Here is a 21915-nt window from a genome sequence, read left to right as displayed (position 1 = left end):
TCCAGTCGGTCGGATCAGGTTGCGGGTCCCATCGTACGTGTGGATCCCGCCGATGTAGCCCTCCGCATCCTTCCGGTTTCTTATGATCTCCGGAAGGCCGGTGGAACACTTCACCGCTTGCCGCGCCCCGCCTTGATCACGTCGACCTTCTCCTGGGCCGTCTCGGCCCGCTCCTGCAACCCGGCCAGCGTGACCTGCAGACGCTCGGCGGCGGCCTGCAACTCCAGGGCCTCCTCCTGCCGGTGCTGGAGCCGGCGGGCGGCACGCTCCAGCACGTGCAGGCGACCGAGCACCTTCCTCGCAGCGAAGATCAGGACGACCAGCGCGATCACCACCACGGCGATCCAGACCCACATCAGCACCCGGTAACCCTAACCGGCGGCCGGGGAGCCCGCCGTCAGGCCCGGCGGTGCGGCGTACTGGTCGAGGGCGGTGGTGGCCTGGGCCCGGATCCGGTCGAGCAACTCCGGCGGCCCGACCACCGTCACGTCGCGGCCCTGGCCGGCCAGGAAGCGCTGCGCCCAGCCCAGGTCGGTGACCCGCATGGTGACCTGCCATTCGGCGCCGTCCCGGACCACCTGCTCGACCGGGTAGTACTCGGTGATCCACCGGCCGCCCCGGCCCACCCGCAGGGTGACCAGCGGCAACTCCGGGCCGGGCCGGAAGACTCCGGAGCTGACGTCGTGCGGCACGGCGGCGGCCGGCGGCGCGGACGGCTCGTCCAGTTCGGTGAAGGCGTCGATCCGGTCGATCCGGAACAGCCGGGTGGCCTCGGCCCGGCGGCACCACGCCTCCAGGTAGTTGAAGCCGCCGACCATCAGCAGCCGCATCGGGTCGACCACCCGTTCGGTGCTCTCGTCACGCGACGGCGTGTAATAGGTGAGCCGCAGCGCGTTGCCGGAGTCGACCGCGGCCCGGACCGCGGCCAGCCGTTTCTGGTTGGCCGGCAGCTTCACCGTGACCGGGGCGCCGGCCAGGTCACCGGCCGCGTTCTCGATCTTGGCGAGGGCGCGTTCGATGGCGTCCCGGGTGCCGATGCCGGGCGTCTCGGCGAGCATCCGCAACGCCACCACCAGGGCCAGCGCCTCGTCCGGGTTGAGCCGCAGCGGCTTGTCCATGCCGGCGTCGTGGCTGATCGTCACGTGGTCGCCGTCGATGGCCATGTCGATCAGGTCGCCGGGGCCGTAGCCGGGCAGCCCGCACACCCAGAGCAGCTCCAGGTCCTCGCGCAGCTGCTTGCCGGTGACCCCCAGGTCGGCGGCCGCCTCGGAGATCAGGATCCCGGGACGGGCCAGCAGGTACGGCACCAGGTTGAGCAGCCGGCCGAGCCGGTCACCGGACGGGGTCCTGGGAACGCTCACGCCGTCACCGCCGGGGTCTCGTGCCGCACGATCAGCTCCTTGAGGTGCTGGATCACGGCCTCCCGCAGCTCCGGTGGGCCGTCGGCGCGGGCGTCCGGCCCGTACCCGGCGATCCGGGACGCCAGCCAGTCCACGTCACCGAAGTTGATGGTCAGCCGGTCGCCGTCCGGGCCGGCGGCCACCTCGGCGGCCATCCGGCGCAAGCCGGCGCAGCGGCCCGGGCGGACCGTGACGACGGCCCGGCCGTTGCGCGCGATCGGGCCGGACGAGCGGGCCACATGGCTGATCAGGTCGGCGCCGGCCGGCGGCTGGAACGCGCCGGTGGGCCCGCCGGCGCGCACGTCGCCGACGATCCGGGACAGCCGGAAGCAGCGGGTGGCGTCCCGGTCCCGGTCGTGGCCGACCACATACCACCGGCCGCGCCAGCAGACCACACCCCACGGCTCCAGCCGGCGGGTGCTGGGCTCGTCCACCTCGGGCACCCGGTACTTGAAGGTGACCGCGCGCCGGTCCCGGGCGGCCGCGGTGAGCGGGCCGAACGACGGGTCGACGGTGACCACCGGCTCCACCCCGAGAGTGGCCTGCGGATCCACCTCCACCCCGGCGGCCCGTAGTTTGGCCAGCCCGGACGACGCGGCGGCGGCCAGCCCGGCGTGCTGCCACAGCCGGGCGGCGATGCCCACCGCGGCCGCCTCGTCCGGTTCCAGCAGGATGTCCGGCAGCGCGTACTCGCGCTGGGCGATGCGGTAGCCCGGCTCCTGGTCGAAGATGCTCGCGGTACCGGTCTCCAGGGGGACGCCCAGCTCCCGCAGCTCGGCCTTGTCCCGCTCGAACTTGCGCTGGAAGGCCTCGTGGTCGCGCGGATCCGACGGGTCGTGCTCGTAACCGGGCACGGTCAGGGCGATCTGCGCGGCGGTGAGGAACCGTCGCGTGGACAGGAGACAGATGACCAGGTTTACCAGGCGCTCGGTGCGAGTGCGCGACACGAGACGCAACGCTAGCAGGCTGGCCCCGCCGTCCCTCCCGGCGGCTTGTAGGGTCCAGCGCATGGTGCGGTGGCGTTCGGGGACGGTTCAGGCGGTTCGGCGGAGCTGGCACGGAGCCGTCGAGCTCGATGTGTCCACCGGCGACGGGCCGGTGCGCGCGCTCGCCTATCCGGAGCTGGTCGGCACCCCACAGCCCGGCGACCGGGTGCTGCTCAACGTCGGCGCGCTGGTGATGGGCCTGGGCACCGGCGGGTACGCGCTGGTGGTGGCCCTGCCCGACCGGCTGCCCGCCGACCCGGCCGAGGACGGCACCACCCGCGACGGCGGCCACCTGGTGAAGGCCCGGTACACCCCGCTGCAGGCGATCCTGCTCGGCGCCGACGAGGAGGCCTCCCCGCACCGGGCGGTGCTGGAGTCCGCCGACTCGATCGACGGGATGCCGGTGGTCACCGCCGACCTGCACTCGGCGCTGCCGGCGATCCTCGCCGGGATCCACGACAGCCGCCCGGACGCCCGGGTCGCCTACCTGATGACCGACGGCGGGGCCCTGCCGGCCTGGTTCTCCCGCACCCTGGACGCCCTGCGCGGGCACCTGGCCGGGACGGTCACCACCGGGCAGGCGTTCGGCGGCGACCTGGAGGCGAGCACCGTGCACACCGGGCTGCTGGCCGCCCGGCACGTGCTCGGCGCCGACGTGACGATCGTCGCGCAGGGGCCCGGCAACCTGGGCACCGGCACACCGTGGGGCTTCTCCGGGGTGGCACTGGGCGAGGCGGTCAACGCGGTGGCTGTGCTCGGTGGCCGTCCGGTCGGGTCGTTGCGGATCTCCGACGCGGACGGTCGCGACCGGCATCGCGGACTGTCACATCACAGTCTCACCGCGTACGGGAAAGTGGCTCTGGTCCCCGCCGACCTGCCGGTGCCGGACGGCCTGGACCCCGCCCTGGCCGCCGCGGTGGACGCCGCGCTCGCCCCGCTCGGCGGCAGGCACCGCATCGTCCGCGTCCCGTCCACCGGCCTGGACCAGGCGCTGCGCGACAGCCCGGTCCGGCTCTCCACCATGGGCCGCGGGCTGGATGAGGACCACGGCTACTTCCTGGCCGCCGCCGCGGCCGGCCGTCACGCGGTCACCCTGCTGAGCTGATCGGCGGCCACCTCGACCCGGTTACGGCCGGCCTCCTTCGCCGCGTAGAGGGCCGCGTCGGCCCGCTGCAACAGCTCGTCGGAGGTCTCCCGGCCGTTCCAGACCGCCAGACCGGCCGAGAACGTCTGCGCCAGCGGGGTCACCGCCAGCGCCCGGTCCAGCACCCGCCGCGCATCCTCGGCACCGGCCGCGGGCAGCAGCACCACGAACTCCTCCCCGCCGTAGCGGGCGATCACGTCGGCCTGCCGCAGCACCCCGTGCCAGGCCGCGCTCGCCGACTTCAGCAGCAGATCCCCGGCCGGATGCCCGTACGTGTCGTTGTAGTGCTTGAACCGGTCCAGATCGAGGATCGCCACCGTGACCGGTTCACCGTCACGGCGGGCCCGTTCCAGCGCCCGCGGCAGCTCGTCGTTCCAGGCCCGCCGGTTCGGCAGACCGGTCAGCTCATCCGAGCGGGCCAGCTCCCGCACCTGCTCGGCCTGCCGCTCCACCTGCCGCAACAGCAGCGCCATCCGGGTCACCACCAGCAGGAACAGGGTGGCCGAACAGAACGCGATGCTCCAGCCGTCGGTCACCCGGCCACCGGCGGTCTGCGCGGCCAGCACCGCCGGGGCGATCAGCGAGGCCCCGGCCAGCAACGCCAGCAGCCCCCTGCCCAGAGTGGCCGGCCGGGCGTCGGCGGGCGCCGCCACCTCCCGGGCACACGGATGCAGGGCGGCCACCCCGAACAGCAGGAACGCCACCAGGAACACCGACTCCAGCAGCCGGGCGATCCACGGCGTGGTGGCCAGGGCCTCCCCGGCGTCACCCATGTTGCCGAGCACCACCCAGGCACTGTCGCCGATCAGGAACGCGGCCAGCGACGCGGTGATCCACCAGAACGGCACCCCCCTGCTGCCACCACTGCGCAACAACCGGGTGGTCAGGGCGATCAGAAGCAGATCACCGATCGGGTACGCCACCTGGGTGGCGTGGGCCAGCCGGTCCATCTGATCGCCCAGATTCCGGGGCGCGATCACATACACCCAGGCCAGCAGCCCGAACCCGGTGGTGATGGTGGCCGCGTCGACGAACGCCGCCCGGTCCGTGCGCGGATCCCGCCGACGGATCAGCACCGCCAGCCCACCGGCCACCGCCGGATAGAGCCCCAGGAAGAACGGGTCAGCCGGAGTCGGCAGATCCACCAGCCCGAACCACACGTCGGCGGCCGCCGCGACCACGATACCGGTGCTGTTGCAGAGCACCCCGGCGGCGAAGCACAGCCACGGCAACCGCTCACGGCGCGGCATCCGCAACGCGCCGGCCAGGATCGCCGCACCACTCGCCCAGCCGATGCCGACCTGCACGGCGGTCAGCAACCACCGCACGTCCGGAAGGAACTGGTAGACGGCGACGGCGACCGCCGCCGTCACCCCGAAGACCGTCGTGGCCCGCTGGTTCCGCACACCTGGATCTTCGGTCGCCGCCCGGCGCTCTTTACGAAGTCCTCCGGCGGATCGGTGTCACCCGGCCCGGGCCCGCGTCAGGCGCTGAACACCAGCCAGGCCCAGCCGCCGATGAACAGCAGAAGCAGCAGGGCCAGCGCCCAGGTGGGAACCTTGTGATCCCCCGCCCGGTCACGGCGCAACTGCTCACGGATCCGCTCCCGGCGACGGTCCAGCCGCCGGTTGCGGACCTCGAAAGCGGAACGTTCAGGCTGCTCAGGCTGGCCGATGTCACTCATGATCCGGCCAGCCTAGCCCGTGCCCCTACATGCTGGCGATCAGGCGTTCCACCCGTTCGTCGTACGCCCGGAACGGGTCCTTGCACAGAACGGTCCGCTGCGCCTGGTCGTTCAGCTTCAGATGCACCCAGTCGACGGTGAAGTCCCGCCGCTTCTCCTGCGCGTGCTTGATGAACTCACCCCGCAACCGGGCCCGCGTGGTCTGCGGCGGCGTCTCCTTCGCCTCGAAGATCTGCAGATCGTTGGCGATCCGGTCGACCTGCTTACGCTTCTCCATCAGGGCGTACAGCCCGCGGCCCCGGCGCACGTCGTGGTACGCCAGATCCAGCTGCGCGATCCGCGGATGCGACATCGGGATCTCGTGCTTCGCCTGGTACCGCTCGATCAGCTTGTACTTCGACACCCAGTCGATCTCCCGGGCCACCGTGTCCAGGTTGCCGGTCTCCACCGCGTTGAGCACCCGGCCCCACAGCTCGACCACCCGCTTGGCCACCGGGTCACCACCACGGCGCTCGACGAACTCGGTCGCCTTCGCCAGATACTCCTGCTGGATCTCCAGCGCGGAGACCTCCTTGTTGTTCGCCAACCGGATCTTGCGGCGGCCGGTGACGTCGTGGCTGACCTCACGGATCGCCCGGATCGGGTTCTCCAGGGTCAGATCCCGCATCACCACACCGGCCTCGATCATCCGCAGCACGATGTCGGCACTGCCCACCTTCAGCAGCGTGGTGACCTCGTTCATGTTCGAGTCACCGACGATCACGTGCAGTCGGCGGTACCGCTCGGCGTCCGCGTGCGGCTCGTCCCGGGTATTGATGATCGGCCGCGACCGGGTCGTCGCACTCGACACACCCTCCCAGATGTGCTCGGCACGCTGCGACAGGCAGAACACCGCGCCCCGCGGCGTCTGCAGCACCTTGCCCGCGCCACAGATCAGCTGACGGGTCACCAGGAACGGGATCAGCACGTCGGCGAGCCGGCCGAACTCACCGTGCCGCGACACCAGATAGTTCTCATGGCACCCGTACGAGTTGCCGGCCGAATCGGTGTTGTTCTTGAAGAGGTAGATCTCCCCCGCGATGCCCTCGTCGTGCAGACGCTTCTCCGCGTCGACGAGCAGGCCTTCCAGGATCCGCTCACCGGCCCGGTCATGAGCGACCAGATCGGTGACGGAGTCGCACTCGGGGGTCGCATACTCAGGGTGGGAACCGACATCGAGGTAGAGACGCGCGCCGTTACGGAGGAAAACGTTGCTGCTGCGTCCCCAGGACACCACTCGGCGGAACAGGTAGCGGGCCACCTCGTCCGGAGACAGCCGCCGCTGCCCCCGATAGGTGCACGTGACTCCGTACTCGGTCTCGAGGCCGAAAATTCGCCGTTCCATGTCAGAACACTACCGGGCCGGACCGGGCGATTCCATGATTGCGGGGCGTGAATCCCTTGACCACGCCCCGCGATCAATCACTTCTGCGGATCCTCGTCCGTCTCCGCAGCCGCCGACTCGGCCGGCTTGCCCTCGGCCGGGGCGGGCGGGGCCGCGTCCACCTCACCCAGATCCGCCTCGGACACCGCCTCGTGCCCCAGCAGAGTGGTCAGCGCCGCCCCACTGATCCGCCGGAACGCCCGGCCCGCACGCCGGCGGTCCAGGACCGCGACCTCCAGCTGCTTCGGCGTCAGAGTCCGCGACTGGCCGTTCTCCCCGCCGACACTGCCCAGCGCCTCGGCCGCCAGAGCCAGAGCCGCCGTCAGCTCGGCCGAGGAGTCGTGCCGGTCACGCAGCACATTGCCGATCGCCTCGGCCTGCCCGCCCATCGCCATGAACCCCGGCTCGTCCATCACCGAACCGTCATAGGTGATCCGGTACAGCTCGTCCGCCTCCGGCGAGGCACCGACCTGCGCCACACAGATCTCCACCTCGTACGGCTTCTGCGTCTCCGAGAAGATCGCACCGAGCGTCTGCGTGTACGTGTTGGCCAGCGCGCGCGCCGTCACATCCCGCCGGTCGTAACTCAACCCGACCATGTCGGCCATCCGCACCCCGCCACGGCGCAGCGCCTCGAACTCGTTGTACCGCCCCACCGCCGCGAACGCGATCCGGTCGTAGATCTCGCTGATCTTGCGCAGCGTCGTGATGTTCTCGGCGACCAGCAGGATGCCGCCCTCATACGTCAGCACCACGGCCGACCGGCCCCGGGCAATGCCCTTGCGGGCATACTCGGAACGGTCCCGCTGCACCTGCTCCGGTGATGCGTAGAACTGCATTGCCACTGGTGGCTACCTCCCTCTCCTGGAAAAGCGCTCAGCCGCCGGGGTTCTCCGTGCGCCCCGCGACGACCCGCTCGGCCACCGTGGTGATCTCCTCGTCGGTCAGCCGGTGCGTGCCGTTCGCCGTAGCGGTCATCACCACCGGGTAGATCTTGCGGATGACGTCCGGCCCACCGGTCGCGGTGTCGTCGTCGGCCGCGTCGTACAACGCCTCCACCGCCAGGGTGATCGCGTCCTCGGTGCTCACTCCGGCCCGGTACCGCTTCTTCAGCGCCGACTTCGCGAACAGCGAACCCGAACCGATCGCCTCGTAACCGGTCTCCTCGTACAGACCACCGGCCACGTCGAAACTGAAGATCCGGCCGGCCCGCGACGCGTCCGCCGGCGCCAGATCGAACCCGGCGAACAGCGGCACCACGGCCAGGCCCTGCATCGCCGCGCCCAGATTGCCGCGCACCATCGCGGCCAGGCGGTTCGCCTTGCCGTCGAGGGACAGCATCGCGCCCTCGATCTTCTCGTAGTGCTCCAGCTCCACCTGGAACAGGCGGATCAGCTCGATGCCGATGCCGGCCGTGCCGGCGATGCCGATCAGCGAATACGCGTCGGCGGGATGCACCTTCTTGATGTCCCGGCTGGCGATCAGGTTGCCCATGGTCGCCCGGCGGTCACCGGCCATCACCACACCGTCGGCCGTCGCGATCGCGACGATCGTGGTGCCGTGCGGCGCGATGTCGGCGGACAGCCCCGGCGGCAGCGGCCGGCGCCCCGGAAGCAGCTCCGGCGCCGCCTGACTCAGGAACTGCGTGAAGGAGGACGTCCCCGTGCTGGTGAAGAAATCCGGTAGACGCCCGGATGGATCAAAGCCCGTCGCCACGTGGTTCCTTTCAGGTACGTAATCGCGTTCGCGAGAAGAACCGGGTCGTCCCGGAACTGCCCGAGGCCGCCATTGCAGTTGAAGCACAATATCCCGCGCACCCACCCGGTGCGATGATCGTGGTCTACGTGTTGAGGGTCGGCAACCCCACAAACGGCGCACACCCCGCCCTGCTCGGCCAGAAGCTCGTCGGCCTCGGCCTGGCCGATCCCGTGACGGTGCCGCGGGTGGTACTCACGGGTGCTGCCGAAGATCCGCGTCTTCGATGCGGCGCCCTGGGCGGTGTGACAGGGCAGACAGTAGGGATGGAGCCCGATCCGCTCGGCTTTCGTCCGAGCGAACTCCGCTACCGGTTTGATCTGGCCGCAAGCCGCGCACCACTTGGAACCGTCAGGGACAGGGGCCGACGACTGCTTTCGCTCCTCGATGCCGCGCTTGCGGCGGCTCGTCTCGGAACGCTGAGCAGCACAGTGCCGACAGTAGAAGGCGAGGCCGTCAGGGCGCCGGACGTTGCGATGGAAATCGGCCACCGGCAACGTCCGGCCACACTGGAGGCAAGCCTTGCCGTCCGACTCCCCCGAATCGGACATTTAGGCCTATTCCCCCCCTTTTTGGACGTAGCCCCTCACGAACTCTTCGGCGTTCTCCTCGAGGACGCTGTCGATCTCGTCGAGCAGGTCGTCGACGTCCTCGGTGATCTCCGCATGCCGCTCGGCGACCTCGGGATTGGCCTCGACGGTGACGTCCTCGATCTCGGAGTCGCTGGAGCCCTTGCTGCTCTGCGACTGACCACCGCTGTCTCGGGTTGCCATGGATGTCCCCCTTCAGAAGCCACCCGAAGTCCTGCAACATCGGGTTGGAAAAAACCTACCTCGCGCCTGTGACGAAACGGCCCGCCGGAACGGGTGTTTTCTTACCGGCTCGTGATCACCTCGAGCAGATCCTTGGCGCTCTCGCACGTGTCGAAGAGCGACCCGACATGCTTCCTGGTGCCCCGCTCCGGCTCCATCATCGGCACCCGGACCAGCGACTCCCGGCCCACGTCGAAGATCACCGAGTCCCAGCTGGCGGCGACGACCTCCGACGCGTACTGCGCGAGGCACCGCCCGCGGAAGTAGGCCCGGGTGTCCTCCGGCGGCTCGTACATCGCCCGTTGGGTGTCGTCCGGGTCGAGCAGCGTCTTCATCGACCCGCGCGCGACCAGCCGGTGATAGAGGCCCTTCTCCGGGCGGACGTCGGAGTACTGGAGGTCGACGAGCTGGAGTTTGGGTGAGGACCAGGCGAGGTTCTCGCGCTCCCGGTAGCCCTCCAGCAGGCGCAGTTTGGCCACCCAGTCGAGGCTGTCGGAGAGCAGCATCGGGTCGCGGCCGAGTTTGTCGAGCGCGTCCTCCCACCGGTCGAGCACGTCGGCGGTCTGCTCGTCGATGTCGGCGCCGTAGCGTTCGTCGACGAACTGGCGGGCCCGCTCGAAGTAGGCCCATTGCAGGTCGAGCGCGGTGAGCCGGCGGCCGTCGCGCAGTCGCATCAGGTGTTTGAGGGACGGGTCGTGGCTGACGTTCTTCAGCTCGCTGACCGGGTCGGCGATGCCGAGCTCGCCGGTGAACACCTTCTCCTCGATCATGTTGAGGACGAGGGCGGTGGTGCCGGCCTTGAGATAGGTGGAGATCTCCGACAGGTTGGCGTCGCCGATGATGACGTGCAGGCGGCGGTATTTGTCGGCGTCGGCGTGCGGCTCGTCGCGGGTGTTGATGATGGGCCGTTTGAGGGTGGTCTCGAGACCGACCTCGACCTCGAAGAAGTCGGCGCGGGAGGAGATCTGGAAGCCGGCGCCGCTGCCGTCCTGCCCGATGCCGACCCGGCCGGCGCCGCAGAAGATCTGGCGGGTGACGAAGAACGGGGTGAGGTGGGCGACGATGTCGGCGAAGGCCGTCTGCCGCCGCATCAGGTAGTTCTCGTGGGCGCCGTACGACGCGCCCTTGTTGTCGGTGTTGTTCTTGTAGAGCTGGATGCGGTGGGTGCCGGGGATGGTGGCGGCGCGGCGGGAGGCCTCGGCCATCACCCGCTCGCCGGCCTTGTCCCACTTGACCACGTCGAGGGGGTTGGTGACCTCGGGGGTGCTGTATTCGGGGTGGGCGTGGTCGACGTAGAGCCGCGCGCCGTTGGTCAGTATCACGTTGGCCAGGCCGAGGTCCTCGTCGGCGAGGGCCTCGGCGGGGTCGTAGGCGGCGCCGGAGTAGGTGAATCCGCGGGCGTCGCGCAGGGGCGACTCCTCCTCGTAGTCCCAGCGGGCCCGGCCGTTGCGGTTGAGCTCGGGGCGGGCGCCGTAGGCGTTGACCACCTGGGAGGAGGTGACCATCGGATTGGCTCCGGGCTGGCCGGGGACGGAGATGCCGTACTCGACTTCGGTCCCCATAATCCGTCGAACGCTCATGCGACCACCCTGTCCGCCACGAAGCTGCTCCTGCTCATGTATCGAAGCCTAGACGCTCTCCCGACGCTTTCCGAAGCTGCGTGTACGCGAGCCCACACCTTGCGTGGCGAGTTTGCTCACCGGGACGCGCCGGGCCAGGGCTTGTGCGGGTCGTTCCACCCAGCGGTGACACGCCCACGCTGCGGTCAGGGAGCCGATGACGAAGACGACGGTGGTGAGCACCGGGTCGCCGGTGAGTTTCCGGGTGAGCGCGAGGACCGGGATGTGCAGCAGATAGAGCGAATAGCTGATGGCGCCGAGGCCGGTGAGGGGGGCGGGCATCGACCGGTTTCGCAGGCTCCAGGCGAGCGCGAAGGTGCCGGCGACGGCGGCGGCGACGGCCGGGCCGACGTGGAGGGCGACGCCGCCGGACACGATCAGCAGGGTGGCGGTGGTGGTCAGGGGGTGGGCCAGGTGGTGCTGGGCGCGGTGGATCATGGTGCCGGCGAACATCACGGCGAGCATCTGGGCGGCCTGTTCCGATGAGGAGCTGGTGACGTGGCCGGTGGCGTGGCCGTTGAGCAGCGGCAGCACGACGGCTCCGATCCCGACGACCGGAAGGATCCTTCCACCCCCGATGGTGTACGCCATCAGGACGCATCCCAGAAGGACGGTGACCACGACGGCGCTGATCCGGCGTTCGGCGGCGGTGGCTCCGAGCAGGTCGTCGGGCAGGTCGATCAGGGCCGCCGCGGTGAGGCCGATCGCCCACCGGGTGGGGCTGACGGGTGCGCGCCGCCACGCGTACAGCCCGGCCACGATCAGGTAGAAGACCATCTCGAAGCTGAGTGTCCAGAAGGGCCTGAGCACGCCCTGGGTGCCGAGCAGGTCCTGGAGCATGGTGAGGTGGCCGAGGACGCTGCCGGTGGTCTCGCCGGCCAGCTGGGCGGGCGGGCGCAGCATGCCGGCGGCGATGAGGGCCAGGGCGATCAGGACGGCGAGCAGGTAGGCGGGGTAGATCCGCAGCAGCCGTCCGGTCCAGAACCGGCGCAGGTCGCCGTGGCGTTCCAGGGACATCGGGATGACGTAGCCGCTGACCAGGAAGAACAGCAGGACGCCGTATTTTCCGAGGTCGATGACTTCGTAGATCTCGAGGTGCCGGTCGCGGCCGAGGACGGCGGGGCTGAGGTGGAAGAGGGCGACGACGGCCGCGGCGCCGCCACGGAGTGCGTCGAGCCAGGCCAGGCGTGGTCCGTTCACACGCTGGTGAACGAGGCCGGGGCCGGTGGGTTGCCCCGCCGGCCCCGGTGGTGCTCGCTGTTACAGGTACTGGCCGGTGTTGGAGGCGGTCTCGATGGACCGGCCGGCCTCGGCGCCCTTGCCGCCGGAGACGAGCGTGCGGATGTAGACGATCCGTTCGCCCTTCTTGCCGGAGATGCGGGCCCAGTCGTCCGGGTTGGTGGTGTTGGGCAGGTCCTCGTTCTCCCGGAACTCGTCGACGCAGCTGTCGAGCAGGTGCTGCAGCCGGAGGCCCTTCTTGCCGGAGGTGAGGAACTCCTTGATGGCCATCTTCTTGCCACGGTCGACGATGTTCTGGATCATCGCGCCGGAGTTGAAGTCCTTGAAGTACAGGACCTCCTTGTCACCGTTGGCGTAGGTGACCTCCAGGAAGCGGTTCTCCTCGGTCTCGGTGTACATCCGCAGGACGACCGCCTCGATCATGGCGGCGACCGTGGCGTCCCGGTTGCCGCCGTGCTCGGTGAGGTCGTCCCCACTGAGCGGCAGGTCGGAGAGGATGTACTTGCCGAAGATGTCCTTCGCCGCCTCGGCGTCCGGCCGCTCGATCTTGATCTTCACGTCGAGACGGCCGGGGCGCAGGATGGCCGGGTCGATCATGTCTTCCCGGTTGGAGGCGCCGATGACGATCACGTTCTCCAGGCCCTCGACACCGTCGATCTCGCTGAGCAGCTGGGGAACGATGGTGTTCTCCACGTCACTGGAGACACCCGAACCACGGGTCCGGAAGATCGAGTCCATCTCGTCGAAGAACACGATCACCGGGGTGCCCTCGCCGGCCTTCTCCCGGGCCCGCTGGAAGACCAGGCGGATGTGCCGCTCGGTCTCACCCACGTATTTGTTCAGCAGCTCCGGGCCCTTGATGTTGAGGAAGTAGCTGGTGTGCTTCTCCTCGCCACGCCGCTCGGCGATCTTCTTGGCCAGCGAGTTGGCCACCGCCTTGGCGATCAGGGTCTTGCCGCAGCCGGGCGGGCCGTAGAGCAGGATGCCCTTCGGCGGGCGCAGCTGGTGCTCCCGGAACAGGTCGGCGTGCAGGAAGGGCAGCTCCACCGCGTCGCGGATCTGCTCGATCTGCGAGTGCAGGCCACCGATGTCGGTGTAGTCGACGTCGGGGACCTCCTCCAGGACGAGCTCCTCGACCTCGCTCTTCGGGATCCGCTCATACGCGTACGCCGAGCGGGGCTCGATCATCAGCGAGTCACCGGCGCGCAGCTTCTCGACATCGAGCGAGTCGGCGAGGAACACGATGCGCTCCTCGTCGGCGTGCGACATCACCAGGGCCCGGTCGCGGGGGCCGCCGGACGGGTTGTCCAGCACCTCCTTGAGCGAGACCACCTCGCCGGTGCGCTCGAACCCGAACGCGTCGACGACGTTGAGCGCGTCGTTCAGCAGGACCTCCTGGCCCCGCTGGAGCTCGTCCGCCGCGAGCGACGGTGAGACCGCCACCCGCAACTTACGGCCGCCGGTGAACACGTCCACCGTGCCGTCCTCGTGGGCCGCCAGGAATACGCCGTAGCCGCTGGGCGGCTGGGCGAGCCGGTCAATCTCTTCCTTGAGAGTGACGATCTGGGCCCGGGCTTCCTTGAGGGTCGCCACGAGCCTCTCGTTGTTCTCGGTCACTCGGGCCAGCTGCGCCTGCGTTGCCGCGAGCCGTTCCTCAAGCTGCCGGACGTGTCGGGGGCTCTCGGTCAACTTCCGCCGGACCAGAGCGAGTTCCTCTTGCAGAAACGCGACCTGACTCGAGAGATCGTTGACTTCCTTCTCCGCTCGCGCGGCGCGGGAGTCCGCTTCGTCGCTACGTGCCACGTCCCACCTCCCCGGGGGGCTCGAACGTCTTGGGATAACACTAGCCGTTGCGAAGCGGTTTTCGACCCATGCAACACCCTCGTCACCGACTCTTGATCGATTCGTCCGGGCGGCACTGAGCCGGTCGGTCATTGTTCGCGGGTGCGGGTTGTGCGAGGTAGACGTGACCGTTGACACTGTTGAGCTGTGCGTTCGGATCGATCGGGACCTCTGCGACGATGCCGCACGTGATACCTCGTACACCCTGACGGGGTTGACGCCGAGCATCGACGGCCACGGCTATGTGAAACCCCACTCCGGCGAGTCGCCCGAGGTCATCGGCTCGCCGGACCGCGATGAGATCTTCTGAGTGAATTCGAGCCGGCTCAGAGTGTCGGGCGGCCCACGAGCGACGCCACCACCCGGGAGAACTCCTCCAGCCGGGCGATCTGGCCCGGCCCGCCGTCGTCGAGAGTCTTGCCGAAGCGCAGCGCGTCGTGCCGCAGCGGCGCCCGGCCCTCCTCCTCGCCGACACCGGGCGGCGGCACCGCGTCGTCCACCGAGCTGAGCAGCAGGTAGACGTCGATGCTGTCGACCCGGGCCTGCCCGTTCGGGGTGCGGGTGAGCCGCCGCCGGCAGCCCACCTCGGTCACCGTGGACAGCGGCACCACCCGCAGCGACGAGGTCATCGCACCGACCGGGCCGTCGCCGGGCGCGACGTCCTCACCGTGCCAGAGCACCAGGCGGCTGCCGTCACAGACGACCACCTCCTGCCACACCCCGTTCACCTCGTTGACGAATCGTTCCAGGGTGAAACACAGCACCTGAGCGCCGCGCAGCACCCCGAACAGCGCCTCCAGGGCCACCTCGGGGTCGCGCAGGTAGGCGCGCGCCGCCGAGTCCAGGTCCGGATAGGGCGACCAGTCCGGGAAGACCGCCGGCATCTCGTTGCTGCCGCCGAACGGCGGAGAGCTCATCTCGCCCACTCCTGTCATCCCGAACCCGAACCCCCACGGAACCTACCGGAACCCAGAGGCGAGCGTCACTCCCCGGTAGGCTCGTCTACTGCTCCGTCCCCGCCTCCGTCTGCTGAGCGGCGAGGGCGGCCTGCGTCGCCTTCCGTGCCGCGTACGCCTCGGCGCCCTTGCTCGGTTTGCGCCGGCGCGGCGGCGCCGTCACTCCCGGGGCCAGTTTGCGGGCCGACACCAGGAAGGCGGTGTGCGCGATCATCCGGTGATCCGGGCGGACCGCCAGCCCGTCGGCGTGCCAGTCGCGCACCAGCGACTCCCAGGCCCGCGGCTCGGTCCAGCCGCCCCGCTCGCGCAGCGCCTCCACCAGCTCGGACAGCTGCGGGGTGGTGGCCACGTAGCCGATGAACACGCCGCCCGGGATCAGCGCCTTCTCGACCATGTCGAGGGCCTCCCACGGGGTCAGCATGTCCAGGATGATCCGGTCGAAGCCGGTGATGTCGTTGCCCGCCACGTCACCGTTGTGCAGGTGCCAGGCCGGGTGCGGGCCGCCGAAGAACGCCTCCACGTTCTTGCGGGCGATCGCCGCGAAGTCGTCGCGCAGCTCATAGCTGTGCACCTCGCCGGAACTGCCCACCGCCCGCAGCAGCGAACAGGTCAGCGCGCCGGAGCCGGCGCCCGCCTCGAGCACCTTCGCGCCGGGGAAGACGTCACCCATCGCGACGATCTGCGCGGCGTCCTTCGGATAGATCACCTGCGCGCCGCGCGGCATCGACAGCACGTAGTCGCTGAGCAGGGGCCGCAGCGCCAGGTAGGCGGTGCCGCTGGTGGCGGTGATGACACTGCCGTCCGGCAGGCCGATCAGCTCGTCGTGCTGAAGCGCGCCCCGGTGCGTGTGGAACGCCTTGCCGGGCTCCAGCACGATCGTGTGCATCCGCCCCTTCGGGTCGGTGAGCTGGACGCGATCGCCCGGACGGAACGGCCCACGGTGCGCGGGAACGTCATCGACGACGGCTGCTGGGGTTGTGGTCACTGATCTTCTCTCAGGAGGCTGCTAATTCCGGCTCGCGCGCCGCGGTTCCAGCACGGCGGCCACGTCGGCGACCCGCAGGACGCCCACGACATCCTCGCCTGCGGTCACCAGGTATTGCGCACCCGGGTGTGCCTGGAGCGCGCGGACCACCTGCTCACCGGTCAGACCCAGCGGCAGGGCGGTCAGCGCGTCCCGGGACCGGGCCACGCTCTCCACGCTCACCCACGGGCGCCGGCCGACCGGAACCCGCTCGGCGGCCACCGGGTCGACCAGTGCGGTGAGGCTACCCGCCGAGTCGGCGACCGCCAGCACCACATCCGGCCGCGGGTCCTCGGCCCGCCGCCGCTGCGCCTCGCCCAGCGGGGTGCCGGCCGGCACCGTCAGCAGCGGCCGGGTCAGCGCGCCCAGGTCGATCAGCGGGAACCGGCCGGTCATCCGGCCCAGCCGGATCGACTGCCCGGCGCCCTGCCACAGGGTCAGCACCACCAGCAGCACGAAGACCAGCCCCAGCACGGTGATCACGCCGAGCTGCTGCAGGAACACCACCACCGCGGCGGTCACCAGGGCCAGCCCGCGACCCGCCCAGCCGGCCGCCACGGTCGCCCGGTTCCGGTCCCGCAGCACCGCCCACAGCAGCGCCCGCAAGGCCCGGCCGCCGTCCAGCGGCAGCCCCGGCAGCACGTTGAAGAACGCCACCAGCACGTTGCTCAGCGCCAGCTGGAAGGCCACCTCACGCAGCAGCGTGTGATCCGGCAGCAGCAGGGTCGCCACGGTCGCCGCCCCGCCCAGCACCAGCGACACCGCCGGCCCGGCCAGCGACACCAGGGCGTCCACCCGCGGGGTCGGCGCGTCCCGGTCCATCTCCGTCCAGCCGCTGAGCAGCTCCAGAGTGATCCGCCGCACGCCGATCCCGAACCGGCGGGCGGTCAGCGCGTGCCCCAGCTCGTGCAGCAGCACCGAGCCGATCAGGCACACCACGAACCCCGAGCCCACCAGGTACGCCCACGGCTGCGCCAGGCCCAGCGACTCCCGGGCGTGGTTGCCGTACACGATCGTGACCAGCGCGGCGAGCAGCAGCATCGACGCGTTCGCGTACACCGGGACGCCGGCCACCCGCCCCACCGGCCGCCCCGGCCCGGGCGGCGGCGGAGAGGATTGCGAAGCCCGGCTGTCGTCCACGCGTTCGATGCTACGGACACGCCCGCCCGGCACCCACCCCGCGTTTTTCGTCGTACCCCTGGCCTAGCCTCTTGGACATGACGGCGCTCTCCCCCCTGGCGGCCCAGCAGGTGTCCCCGCCCCCGCAGCCCGGCGACCGCGACCCGGCCGCCCCGGCGTCCACCGGCCGTGGCCCGCTGCCCGAGTCACCCACCGGCCCGTCGCTGTCGCCGTCACGGGCCGCCGACTTCAAGACCTGTCCCCTGCTGTTCCGCTTCCGGACCGTCGACAAGCTGCCCGAGACCCCGTCCGCCGACCAGGTCCGCGGCACGCTGGTCCACGCGGTCCTGGAGAGCCTGTTCGACCTGCCCGCCGCCGACCGCACCCCGGAGGCGGCGGCCGCCCTGGTGGCGCCGTCCTGGGAGCGGATGGTCAGCGCCGAGCCGGAGCTGGCCGCCCTGTTCGCGGCCGAGCCACCACCCTCGGGCCGCCCGGCCCCTTCCCCGGCTCCGGCCCTCTCCTCGCCCGCTCCGGGCGCTCCCACCGCGGGCGCCGCGTCCCCGGATCCCGCCGCTCCCTCGGATCCCGCCGCCCCCTCGAATCCCATCGTTACTCCCTTGGACCCCTCTGTGGTGGTGCGGGATCCGGCGGCGGTCATGGCCGAGGCCGACGCGACCGGCCAGGCCGCGCTGATCGACCTCCCCGGCGGTGAGGGCGAGGCGGCCCGGATCGCGGCGTTCCTGGCGAGCGCCCGCGACCTGCTGGGCGGCTATTTCGCGGTGGAGGACCCCCGCCGCCTGGAGCCCGCCGAACGGGAGACCCTGATCTCCACCATGATCGGCGACGACAGCCTGCTGCTGCGCGGCTACATCGACCGTCTGGACATCTCCCCGGCCGGCGACCTGCGGGTGGTCGACTACAAGACCGGCGGCGCACCTCGTGAGGCGTTCGAGGGCCGGGCCCTGTTCCAGCTGAAGTTCTACGCCCTGGTCCTGTGGCGCACCCGGGGCGTGGTCCCGCGGGCGCTGCGCCTGCTGTACCTGAAGGACGCCGAAGCCCTCGACTACAGCCCCGACCAGGGCGAACTGGAGCGTTTCGAGCGCACCCTGCTGGCCCTCTCCCAGGCCATCGAACGCGCCAAGCGCGACCACGACTTCCGCCCGAAACCGAGCCGCCTGTGCGGTTGGTGCAGCCACCAGGCGTTGTGCCCTCAGTTCGGCGGCACCCCACCGCCCTACCCACAGACCATCCCGATCAGCCCGTCCATCCCCACAACCGACCCAGCCCCGGCCGGCTGACCCCATCCCCCGGCCCACCCATCCACGGGCAGCCCCGATCCCCCGCCGCCACGCCCCGGTCACCCGTCCGCGGACGGTTCCCAATCCCTCTGCCGCCACATCCCCCGGCCACCCGTCCACGGACGGCCCCAATCTCCGCCGCCTCATCTCCCGGCCCACCCATCCACGGACACCCTGATCCCTCCGGCCGCCGCATCTCCCGGCTCCAGCCCGGATACAGCCAGGACCGTTTCCGGCTCCATCTCCCGGACCTTCCCCGTCCTCCCGCCCTGCCTTCCTCAGCACCGTCTTCGGCCGCGCTTTCGTCCGCCTGGCCCGCGCCCACCCCAGCTCTGCCTTCGTGTCGCCCTCACCCACCCCCGCTTCACCCTCGCCCAACCCCCTCCGTCCTCGTTTCGCCCTCACCTCGCCCTCGTATCGCCCTCACCTATCCCCGCTTGGCCCTCGCCCAGCCCACCACCGCCCTTGCCTCGCACACACCCACCTCGCTTCACCCTCGCCCACCCCACCTCCGTTCTCGGTCCGTCCTCGCCTATCCCGCCTCCGCCCACCCCCGTTTCGCCCTCATGCGCCAGGCCGGCGAGGGTGTCGCGGCGTGCGGGCCGCCGGTGACGGCGGCCGCGGTCCCGCCTCTGTTCTCGTTCCGCCCTCGCCCACCTCCGTTCCGCCCTCGCCCACCCCCGTTTCGCCCTCCCCTCCCGCTGCGCTCTCATCCATCCCGCCTCCGCACTCATTCCGTCCTGGCCCCGCGCCCTCGGTCGAAGCGCAGACAAATATGGCCGGATTCCCGATAAATCATCATTATCGGGTTGCCACATGCCGGGCCGAACCGGGTCGTTCCTCCGCCGACGGCCGCATGCCGGGTACCCGCCGTGTCGCGGTGTGATGGTTGCGGCGACCATGGTTCCGGGGCCGGCCGCGCCCTCACCCGCGAATAGAGGCCTGGTGGAGGAAGTGTCGTCGTGACGGGACCACTGCGAGTACTGCTCGCGGACTCCGCTCCCCTGCAACGGGCCGGGCTGCGGGCGGTGCTGACCGGGACCGCGATGCGCTCGGACCGTTCCGGGCCGGACGGCCCTCCGATGCGCCCCGCCGGACATGACGCCCTGTCTTCGCCGGGCAGAGCCCCGGACGGCCATCGCGGCGGTTCCCGAGAGGATGATCCTGGACTGCGCCCGGCGGACCCGGAGCGGGCCGGCGGCCCTCCCACCAGGCCGGGGAGACGACGGAACACCGGATCCGTATCCCAGATGACCGTCGTCACCAGGCCGGGGGCCGAAGGAAACGCCACCACCGGGTCAGTACCCGGAGAGAACACCGGATCCAGATCAGGCCCCTGGGAGGACGCCGCCACCAGGCCAGAACCCGGAGAGAACACCGGATCCAGGTCAGGCCCCTGGGAGGACGCCGCCACCGCGCCGGAGCCCGGGACGTACGTCATCGGCGGGTTCGGACATCCGGGAAACGGTGTCTCCGGGCCGGGGGCCACCGAGATCGTCTTCACCGGGGCCGGCCCACGGGAGATCGTCATCGCCGGGGAGGCGGGGGACGGGGTCGAGGCGGTGGATCTGGCGCGGCGGCTGGCGCCGGACGTCCTGATCGCCGATGTCGCGCTGCCCCGGCTGGACGGGCTGGCGGTGGCCCGGGCGGTGACGGAGGCCCGGCTCGCGGTCCGGGTGCTGCTCCTGACCGGCCGGGACACCGACGACGAGGTGGTGGCCGCGGTGTCCGCTGGGGCGGCCGGCTATCTGCGCAAGGACTCGCCGCACGGTGAGCTGACCGCCGCCGTGTACGCGGTGGCCGCCGGTGGGGCGGTGATCTCCCCGCCGGTGCTGGCGCGGGTTCTGACCCGGCTGGCCGAAGCGCTGCCCGGGGTGCCGGACGGTTCCGCTCTCGCCCGGCTGGCGCCGTTGACCGGACGGGAGCGGGAGGTGCTGACGCACGTGGCCCGCGGGTTGAGCAACACCGAGATCGCCGGGATCCTGGGTGTGGGCGAGACCACGGTGAAGACTCATGTCGGGCACGTTCTGACCAAGTTGCGTTTGCGGGATCGTACGCAAGCGGTGGTTGTGGCCTATGAGACCGGCCTGGTCCGGCCCCGCGTGTGATCGGACGGCTGGACGGGGGCCGGATGCGGCTGCTGATGATCGATCTGGACAACTCGCTCATCGACCGGGACGCGGCGTTCCGGGACGCGGCCGGGGAGTTGCTGGCCGCCCACGGCCTGCCGGCCGGTGAGCTGGCCTGGGTGATGGCCGCCGACGGTGGCGGGTTCACTCCGCGGGGTACGGTCGCGGCCGCGCTGACCGGCCGGTTCCCGGGTGTCCCGCCGTCGGCGATCCGGCGGCTGCTGGACGACGGCGGCGCGGATCGGGTGGTGCTGGCGCCGGAGGTGGCTGCCGGGCTGCGCCGCCTGACCGGCTGGACGGTGGTGATCGTCACGAACGGCCGGGCCGTCCAGCAGCGGGCGAAGATCGTCAACACCGGTCTGGACCGGCTGGTCGACGGCTGGGTGATCTCCGAGGAGGCCGGTCACCGCAAACCCGGCGCGGAGATCTTCCAGGCCGCCGCGGCCATTGTCGGCATGTCCCTGGCGGGCGCCTGGATGATCGGGGACAGCGCCCGCGCCGACATCGCCGGTGCCGCCGCGCTGGGGCTGACCAGCGTCTGGATCGCCAACGGCCGCCGATGGTGTGAGCCGGGTCTCCGGCCCACACACGTGGCTGGGGACATCGTCGCCGCACTGAACCTGATTCCGGCCGATCAAGACGGCCCAGCCGGCCGAGAACACCCGACCGGCGGAGAACGCGCCCAGCCCGCCAAGACCCACCCAGCCGGCCGAGACCACCCGGCCAACTGAGAGCAACCGGCCCGGCCGAGAGCGCCCGGCAGGTGCGAGCGCGCCGTCGATCGAGACCGCTCAGCCGGCCGGGCGGCGCGTCACACGGTCAGCAGGCCGGCCAGGTAGGCGGGATCGACACCGGCCAGGGTGTTTCGCAGGTGCACGCCGTCGACCGGCTCCAGCTCCAGCTCGGCCGGAACCGCCAGGACCCGGGCACCGGCCGCGAACGCGCTGGCCACCCCGCTGGGCGAGTCCTCCACGGCGACGCACGCGGCGATCGGTACGCCGAGCAGGGCGGCGGCGGTGACATACGGCTCGGGGTCGGGTTTCGGTTTGCCGACCTCGTCACCGCAGACGATGACGTCGAAATTCTCCGGGCCGAGGGTGGTGAGGGCCACCTCGACGAGGCCTCGCTCGGTGGAGGTGACCAGGGCTGTCGGGATGCCGGCCGCCCGGACCGCGTGGAGCAGCTCCATCGCCCCGGGCCGCCAGACCAGGCCTGCCGCGAACAGCTGCTTGACCCGCTCGGTCAGCCATCGCACGTCCGGTTCCTCCGGCCGGCCGGGCTGGCCGAGGTCGTCGCGGAAGAGCTGCATGCTGCGTCCCATGCTGGTGCCGACCATGGCTAGGCGGGCGCTGTCGGAGAGGACGCCACCGGCCTGGACGGCGAGCTCGGCCAGGGCGATGCCCCAGACCCGCTCGCTGTCGACCAGTGTCCCGTCCATGTCGAAGAGGACCGCGGCAGGTTTCACCGGCCCATTGTGATCGGCTT

The 21915-nt window shown here is 70.9% G+C and carries 22 protein-coding genes; 5 read left to right on the top strand and 17 right to left on the bottom strand.

What is annotated here, in order from left to right:
- Window positions 1-110: 110 nt before the first annotated feature.
- Genes ACQ0O7_RS23765 through ACQ0O7_RS23755 form a run of 3 tightly spaced genes read right to left on the bottom strand, consistent with a single transcriptional unit; the run spans window position 111 to window position 2347 of the window.
- Complete coding sequence (locus ACQ0O7_RS23765; RefSeq protein ID WP_430784476.1) at window positions 111-356, bottom strand: hypothetical protein; 246 nt, start codon at window positions 354-356, stop codon at window positions 111-113.
- Between the two features lie 15 nt (window positions 357-371).
- A complete protein-coding gene (locus tag ACQ0O7_RS23760; protein WP_430784384.1) occupies window positions 372-1361 on the bottom strand; it encodes a helix-turn-helix transcriptional regulator in 990 nt (329 codons plus the stop codon).
- Complete coding sequence (locus tag ACQ0O7_RS23755) at window positions 1358-2347, bottom strand: helix-turn-helix transcriptional regulator (protein ID WP_430784383.1); 990 nt, start codon at window positions 2345-2347, stop codon at window positions 1358-1360. Before ACQ0O7_RS23755 ends, ACQ0O7_RS23760 begins: the two co-directional genes overlap by 4 nt.
- Window positions 2348-2408: 61 nt before the next feature.
- On the opposite strand from ACQ0O7_RS23755, the gene ACQ0O7_RS23750 reads away from it, so the two are divergent.
- Complete coding sequence (locus tag ACQ0O7_RS23750) at window positions 2409-3491, top strand: DUF3866 family protein (protein WP_430784382.1); 1083 nt, start codon at window positions 2409-2411, stop codon at window positions 3489-3491.
- On the opposite strand, the gene ACQ0O7_RS23745 is transcribed toward ACQ0O7_RS23750, so the two are convergent.
- The 10 genes from ACQ0O7_RS23745 to arc all read right to left on the bottom strand — a co-directional run bounded on the left by ACQ0O7_RS23745 (window position 3467) and on the right by arc (window position 13865).
- On the bottom strand, window positions 3467-4936 hold the full coding sequence (locus tag ACQ0O7_RS23745) for a GGDEF domain-containing protein (RefSeq protein WP_430784381.1): 1470 nt from the start codon (window positions 4934-4936) through the stop codon (window positions 3467-3469). The genes ACQ0O7_RS23750 and ACQ0O7_RS23745 overlap by 25 nt on opposite strands.
- Before the next feature lie 77 nt (window positions 4937-5013).
- Window positions 5014-5214 carry a hypothetical protein gene (locus ACQ0O7_RS23740; RefSeq protein WP_430784380.1) on the bottom strand — a complete coding sequence of 67 codons (201 nt, stop codon included), beginning with the start codon at window positions 5212-5214 and terminating at the stop codon, window positions 5014-5016.
- Between the two features lie 25 nt (window positions 5215-5239).
- On the bottom strand, window positions 5240-6598 hold the full coding sequence (gene pafA / locus ACQ0O7_RS23735) for a Pup--protein ligase (RefSeq protein WP_430784379.1): 1359 nt from the start codon (window positions 6596-6598) through the stop codon (window positions 5240-5242).
- A gap of 77 nt (window positions 6599-6675) precedes the next feature.
- Window positions 6676-7482: a proteasome subunit alpha gene (gene prcA, locus ACQ0O7_RS23730; protein WP_430784378.1), complete on the bottom strand. Its 807-nt coding sequence runs from the start codon at window positions 7480-7482 to the stop codon at window positions 6676-6678.
- A gap of 31 nt (window positions 7483-7513) precedes the next feature.
- Window positions 7514-8353 (bottom strand): proteasome subunit beta, encoded by an 840-nt coding sequence (gene prcB, locus ACQ0O7_RS23725; RefSeq protein ID WP_430784377.1) that lies wholly within the window; start codon window positions 8351-8353, stop codon window positions 7514-7516.
- The gene (locus ACQ0O7_RS23720; protein WP_430784376.1) at window positions 8272-8943 is read right to left on the bottom strand and encodes an endonuclease VII domain-containing protein; all 672 of its coding nucleotides are present in this window, start codon (window positions 8941-8943) and stop codon (window positions 8272-8274) included. The genes prcB and ACQ0O7_RS23720 overlap by 82 nt, the downstream gene beginning before the upstream one ends.
- Before the next feature lie 6 nt (window positions 8944-8949).
- The gene (locus tag ACQ0O7_RS23715) at window positions 8950-9165 is read right to left on the bottom strand and encodes a ubiquitin-like protein Pup (protein WP_430784375.1); all 216 of its coding nucleotides are present in this window, start codon (window positions 9163-9165) and stop codon (window positions 8950-8952) included.
- Between the two features lie 101 nt (window positions 9166-9266).
- A complete protein-coding gene (dop, locus tag ACQ0O7_RS23710; protein WP_430784374.1) occupies window positions 9267-10784 on the bottom strand; it encodes a depupylase/deamidase Dop in 1518 nt (505 codons plus the stop codon).
- A 48-nt stretch (window positions 10785-10832) separates the two neighbouring features.
- Window positions 10833-12023, bottom strand: a complete 1191-nt coding sequence (locus tag ACQ0O7_RS23705; RefSeq protein WP_430784373.1) for an acyltransferase family protein — start codon at window positions 12021-12023, stop codon at window positions 10833-10835.
- Window positions 12024-12083: 60 nt separating this feature from the next.
- Window positions 12084-13865 carry a proteasome ATPase gene (arc, locus tag ACQ0O7_RS23700; RefSeq protein WP_430784372.1) on the bottom strand — a complete coding sequence of 594 codons (1782 nt, stop codon included), beginning with the start codon at window positions 13863-13865 and terminating at the stop codon, window positions 12084-12086.
- A gap of 163 nt (window positions 13866-14028) precedes the next feature.
- On the opposite strand from arc, the gene ACQ0O7_RS23695 reads away from it, so the two are divergent.
- A complete protein-coding gene (locus tag ACQ0O7_RS23695; RefSeq protein ID WP_430784371.1) occupies window positions 14029-14214 on the top strand; it encodes a hypothetical protein in 186 nt (61 codons plus the stop codon).
- A 16-nt stretch (window positions 14215-14230) separates the two neighbouring features.
- Here ACQ0O7_RS23695 and ACQ0O7_RS23690 read toward each other — a convergent pair whose 3' ends face one another.
- From ACQ0O7_RS23690 to ACQ0O7_RS23680, 3 genes are all read right to left on the bottom strand, one after another.
- Entirely contained in the window at window positions 14231-14821 is a 591-nt protein-coding gene (locus tag ACQ0O7_RS23690) for a hypothetical protein (RefSeq protein ID WP_361021511.1), read from the bottom strand.
- Between the two features lie 85 nt (window positions 14822-14906).
- A complete protein-coding gene (locus ACQ0O7_RS23685) occupies window positions 14907-15845 on the bottom strand; it encodes a tRNA (adenine-N1)-methyltransferase (RefSeq protein ID WP_430784370.1) in 939 nt (312 codons plus the stop codon).
- A 21-nt stretch (window positions 15846-15866) separates the two neighbouring features.
- Complete coding sequence (locus tag ACQ0O7_RS23680; RefSeq protein WP_430784474.1) at window positions 15867-16925, bottom strand: site-2 protease family protein; 1059 nt, start codon at window positions 16923-16925, stop codon at window positions 15867-15869.
- 302 nt (window positions 16926-17227) lie between these two features.
- On the opposite strand from ACQ0O7_RS23680, the gene ACQ0O7_RS23675 reads away from it, so the two are divergent.
- From ACQ0O7_RS23675 to ACQ0O7_RS23665, 3 genes are all read left to right on the top strand, one after another.
- Complete coding sequence (locus ACQ0O7_RS23675; protein ID WP_430784472.1) at window positions 17228-18301, top strand: RecB family exonuclease; 1074 nt, start codon at window positions 17228-17230, stop codon at window positions 18299-18301.
- A gap of 1250 nt (window positions 18302-19551) precedes the next feature.
- Window positions 19552-20409, top strand: coding sequence for a LuxR C-terminal-related transcriptional regulator (locus tag ACQ0O7_RS23670; protein ID WP_430784369.1), 858 nt, complete (start codon window positions 19552-19554; stop codon window positions 20407-20409).
- A gap of 23 nt (window positions 20410-20432) precedes the next feature.
- Window positions 20433-21161 (top strand): HAD family hydrolase, encoded by a 729-nt coding sequence (locus tag ACQ0O7_RS23665; RefSeq protein WP_430784368.1) that lies wholly within the window; start codon window positions 20433-20435, stop codon window positions 21159-21161.
- 80 nt (window positions 21162-21241) lie between these two features.
- Here the strand turns inward: ACQ0O7_RS23665 and ACQ0O7_RS23660 are convergent, their stop codons facing one another.
- Window positions 21242-21895: an HAD family hydrolase gene (locus ACQ0O7_RS23660; protein ID WP_430784367.1), complete on the bottom strand. Its 654-nt coding sequence runs from the start codon at window positions 21893-21895 to the stop codon at window positions 21242-21244.
- Between the last annotated feature and the right edge of the window lie 20 nt (window positions 21896-21915).

The sequence above is a fragment of the Actinoplanes sp. G11-F43 genome (assembly GCF_050589265.1).
In the GTDB taxonomy this organism is placed as follows: domain Bacteria; phylum Actinomycetota; class Actinomycetes; order Mycobacteriales; family Micromonosporaceae; genus Actinoplanes.
The sequence above is the reverse complement of the archived record's forward strand: the minus strand, read 5'-3'. Positions and strand labels throughout refer to the sequence as shown.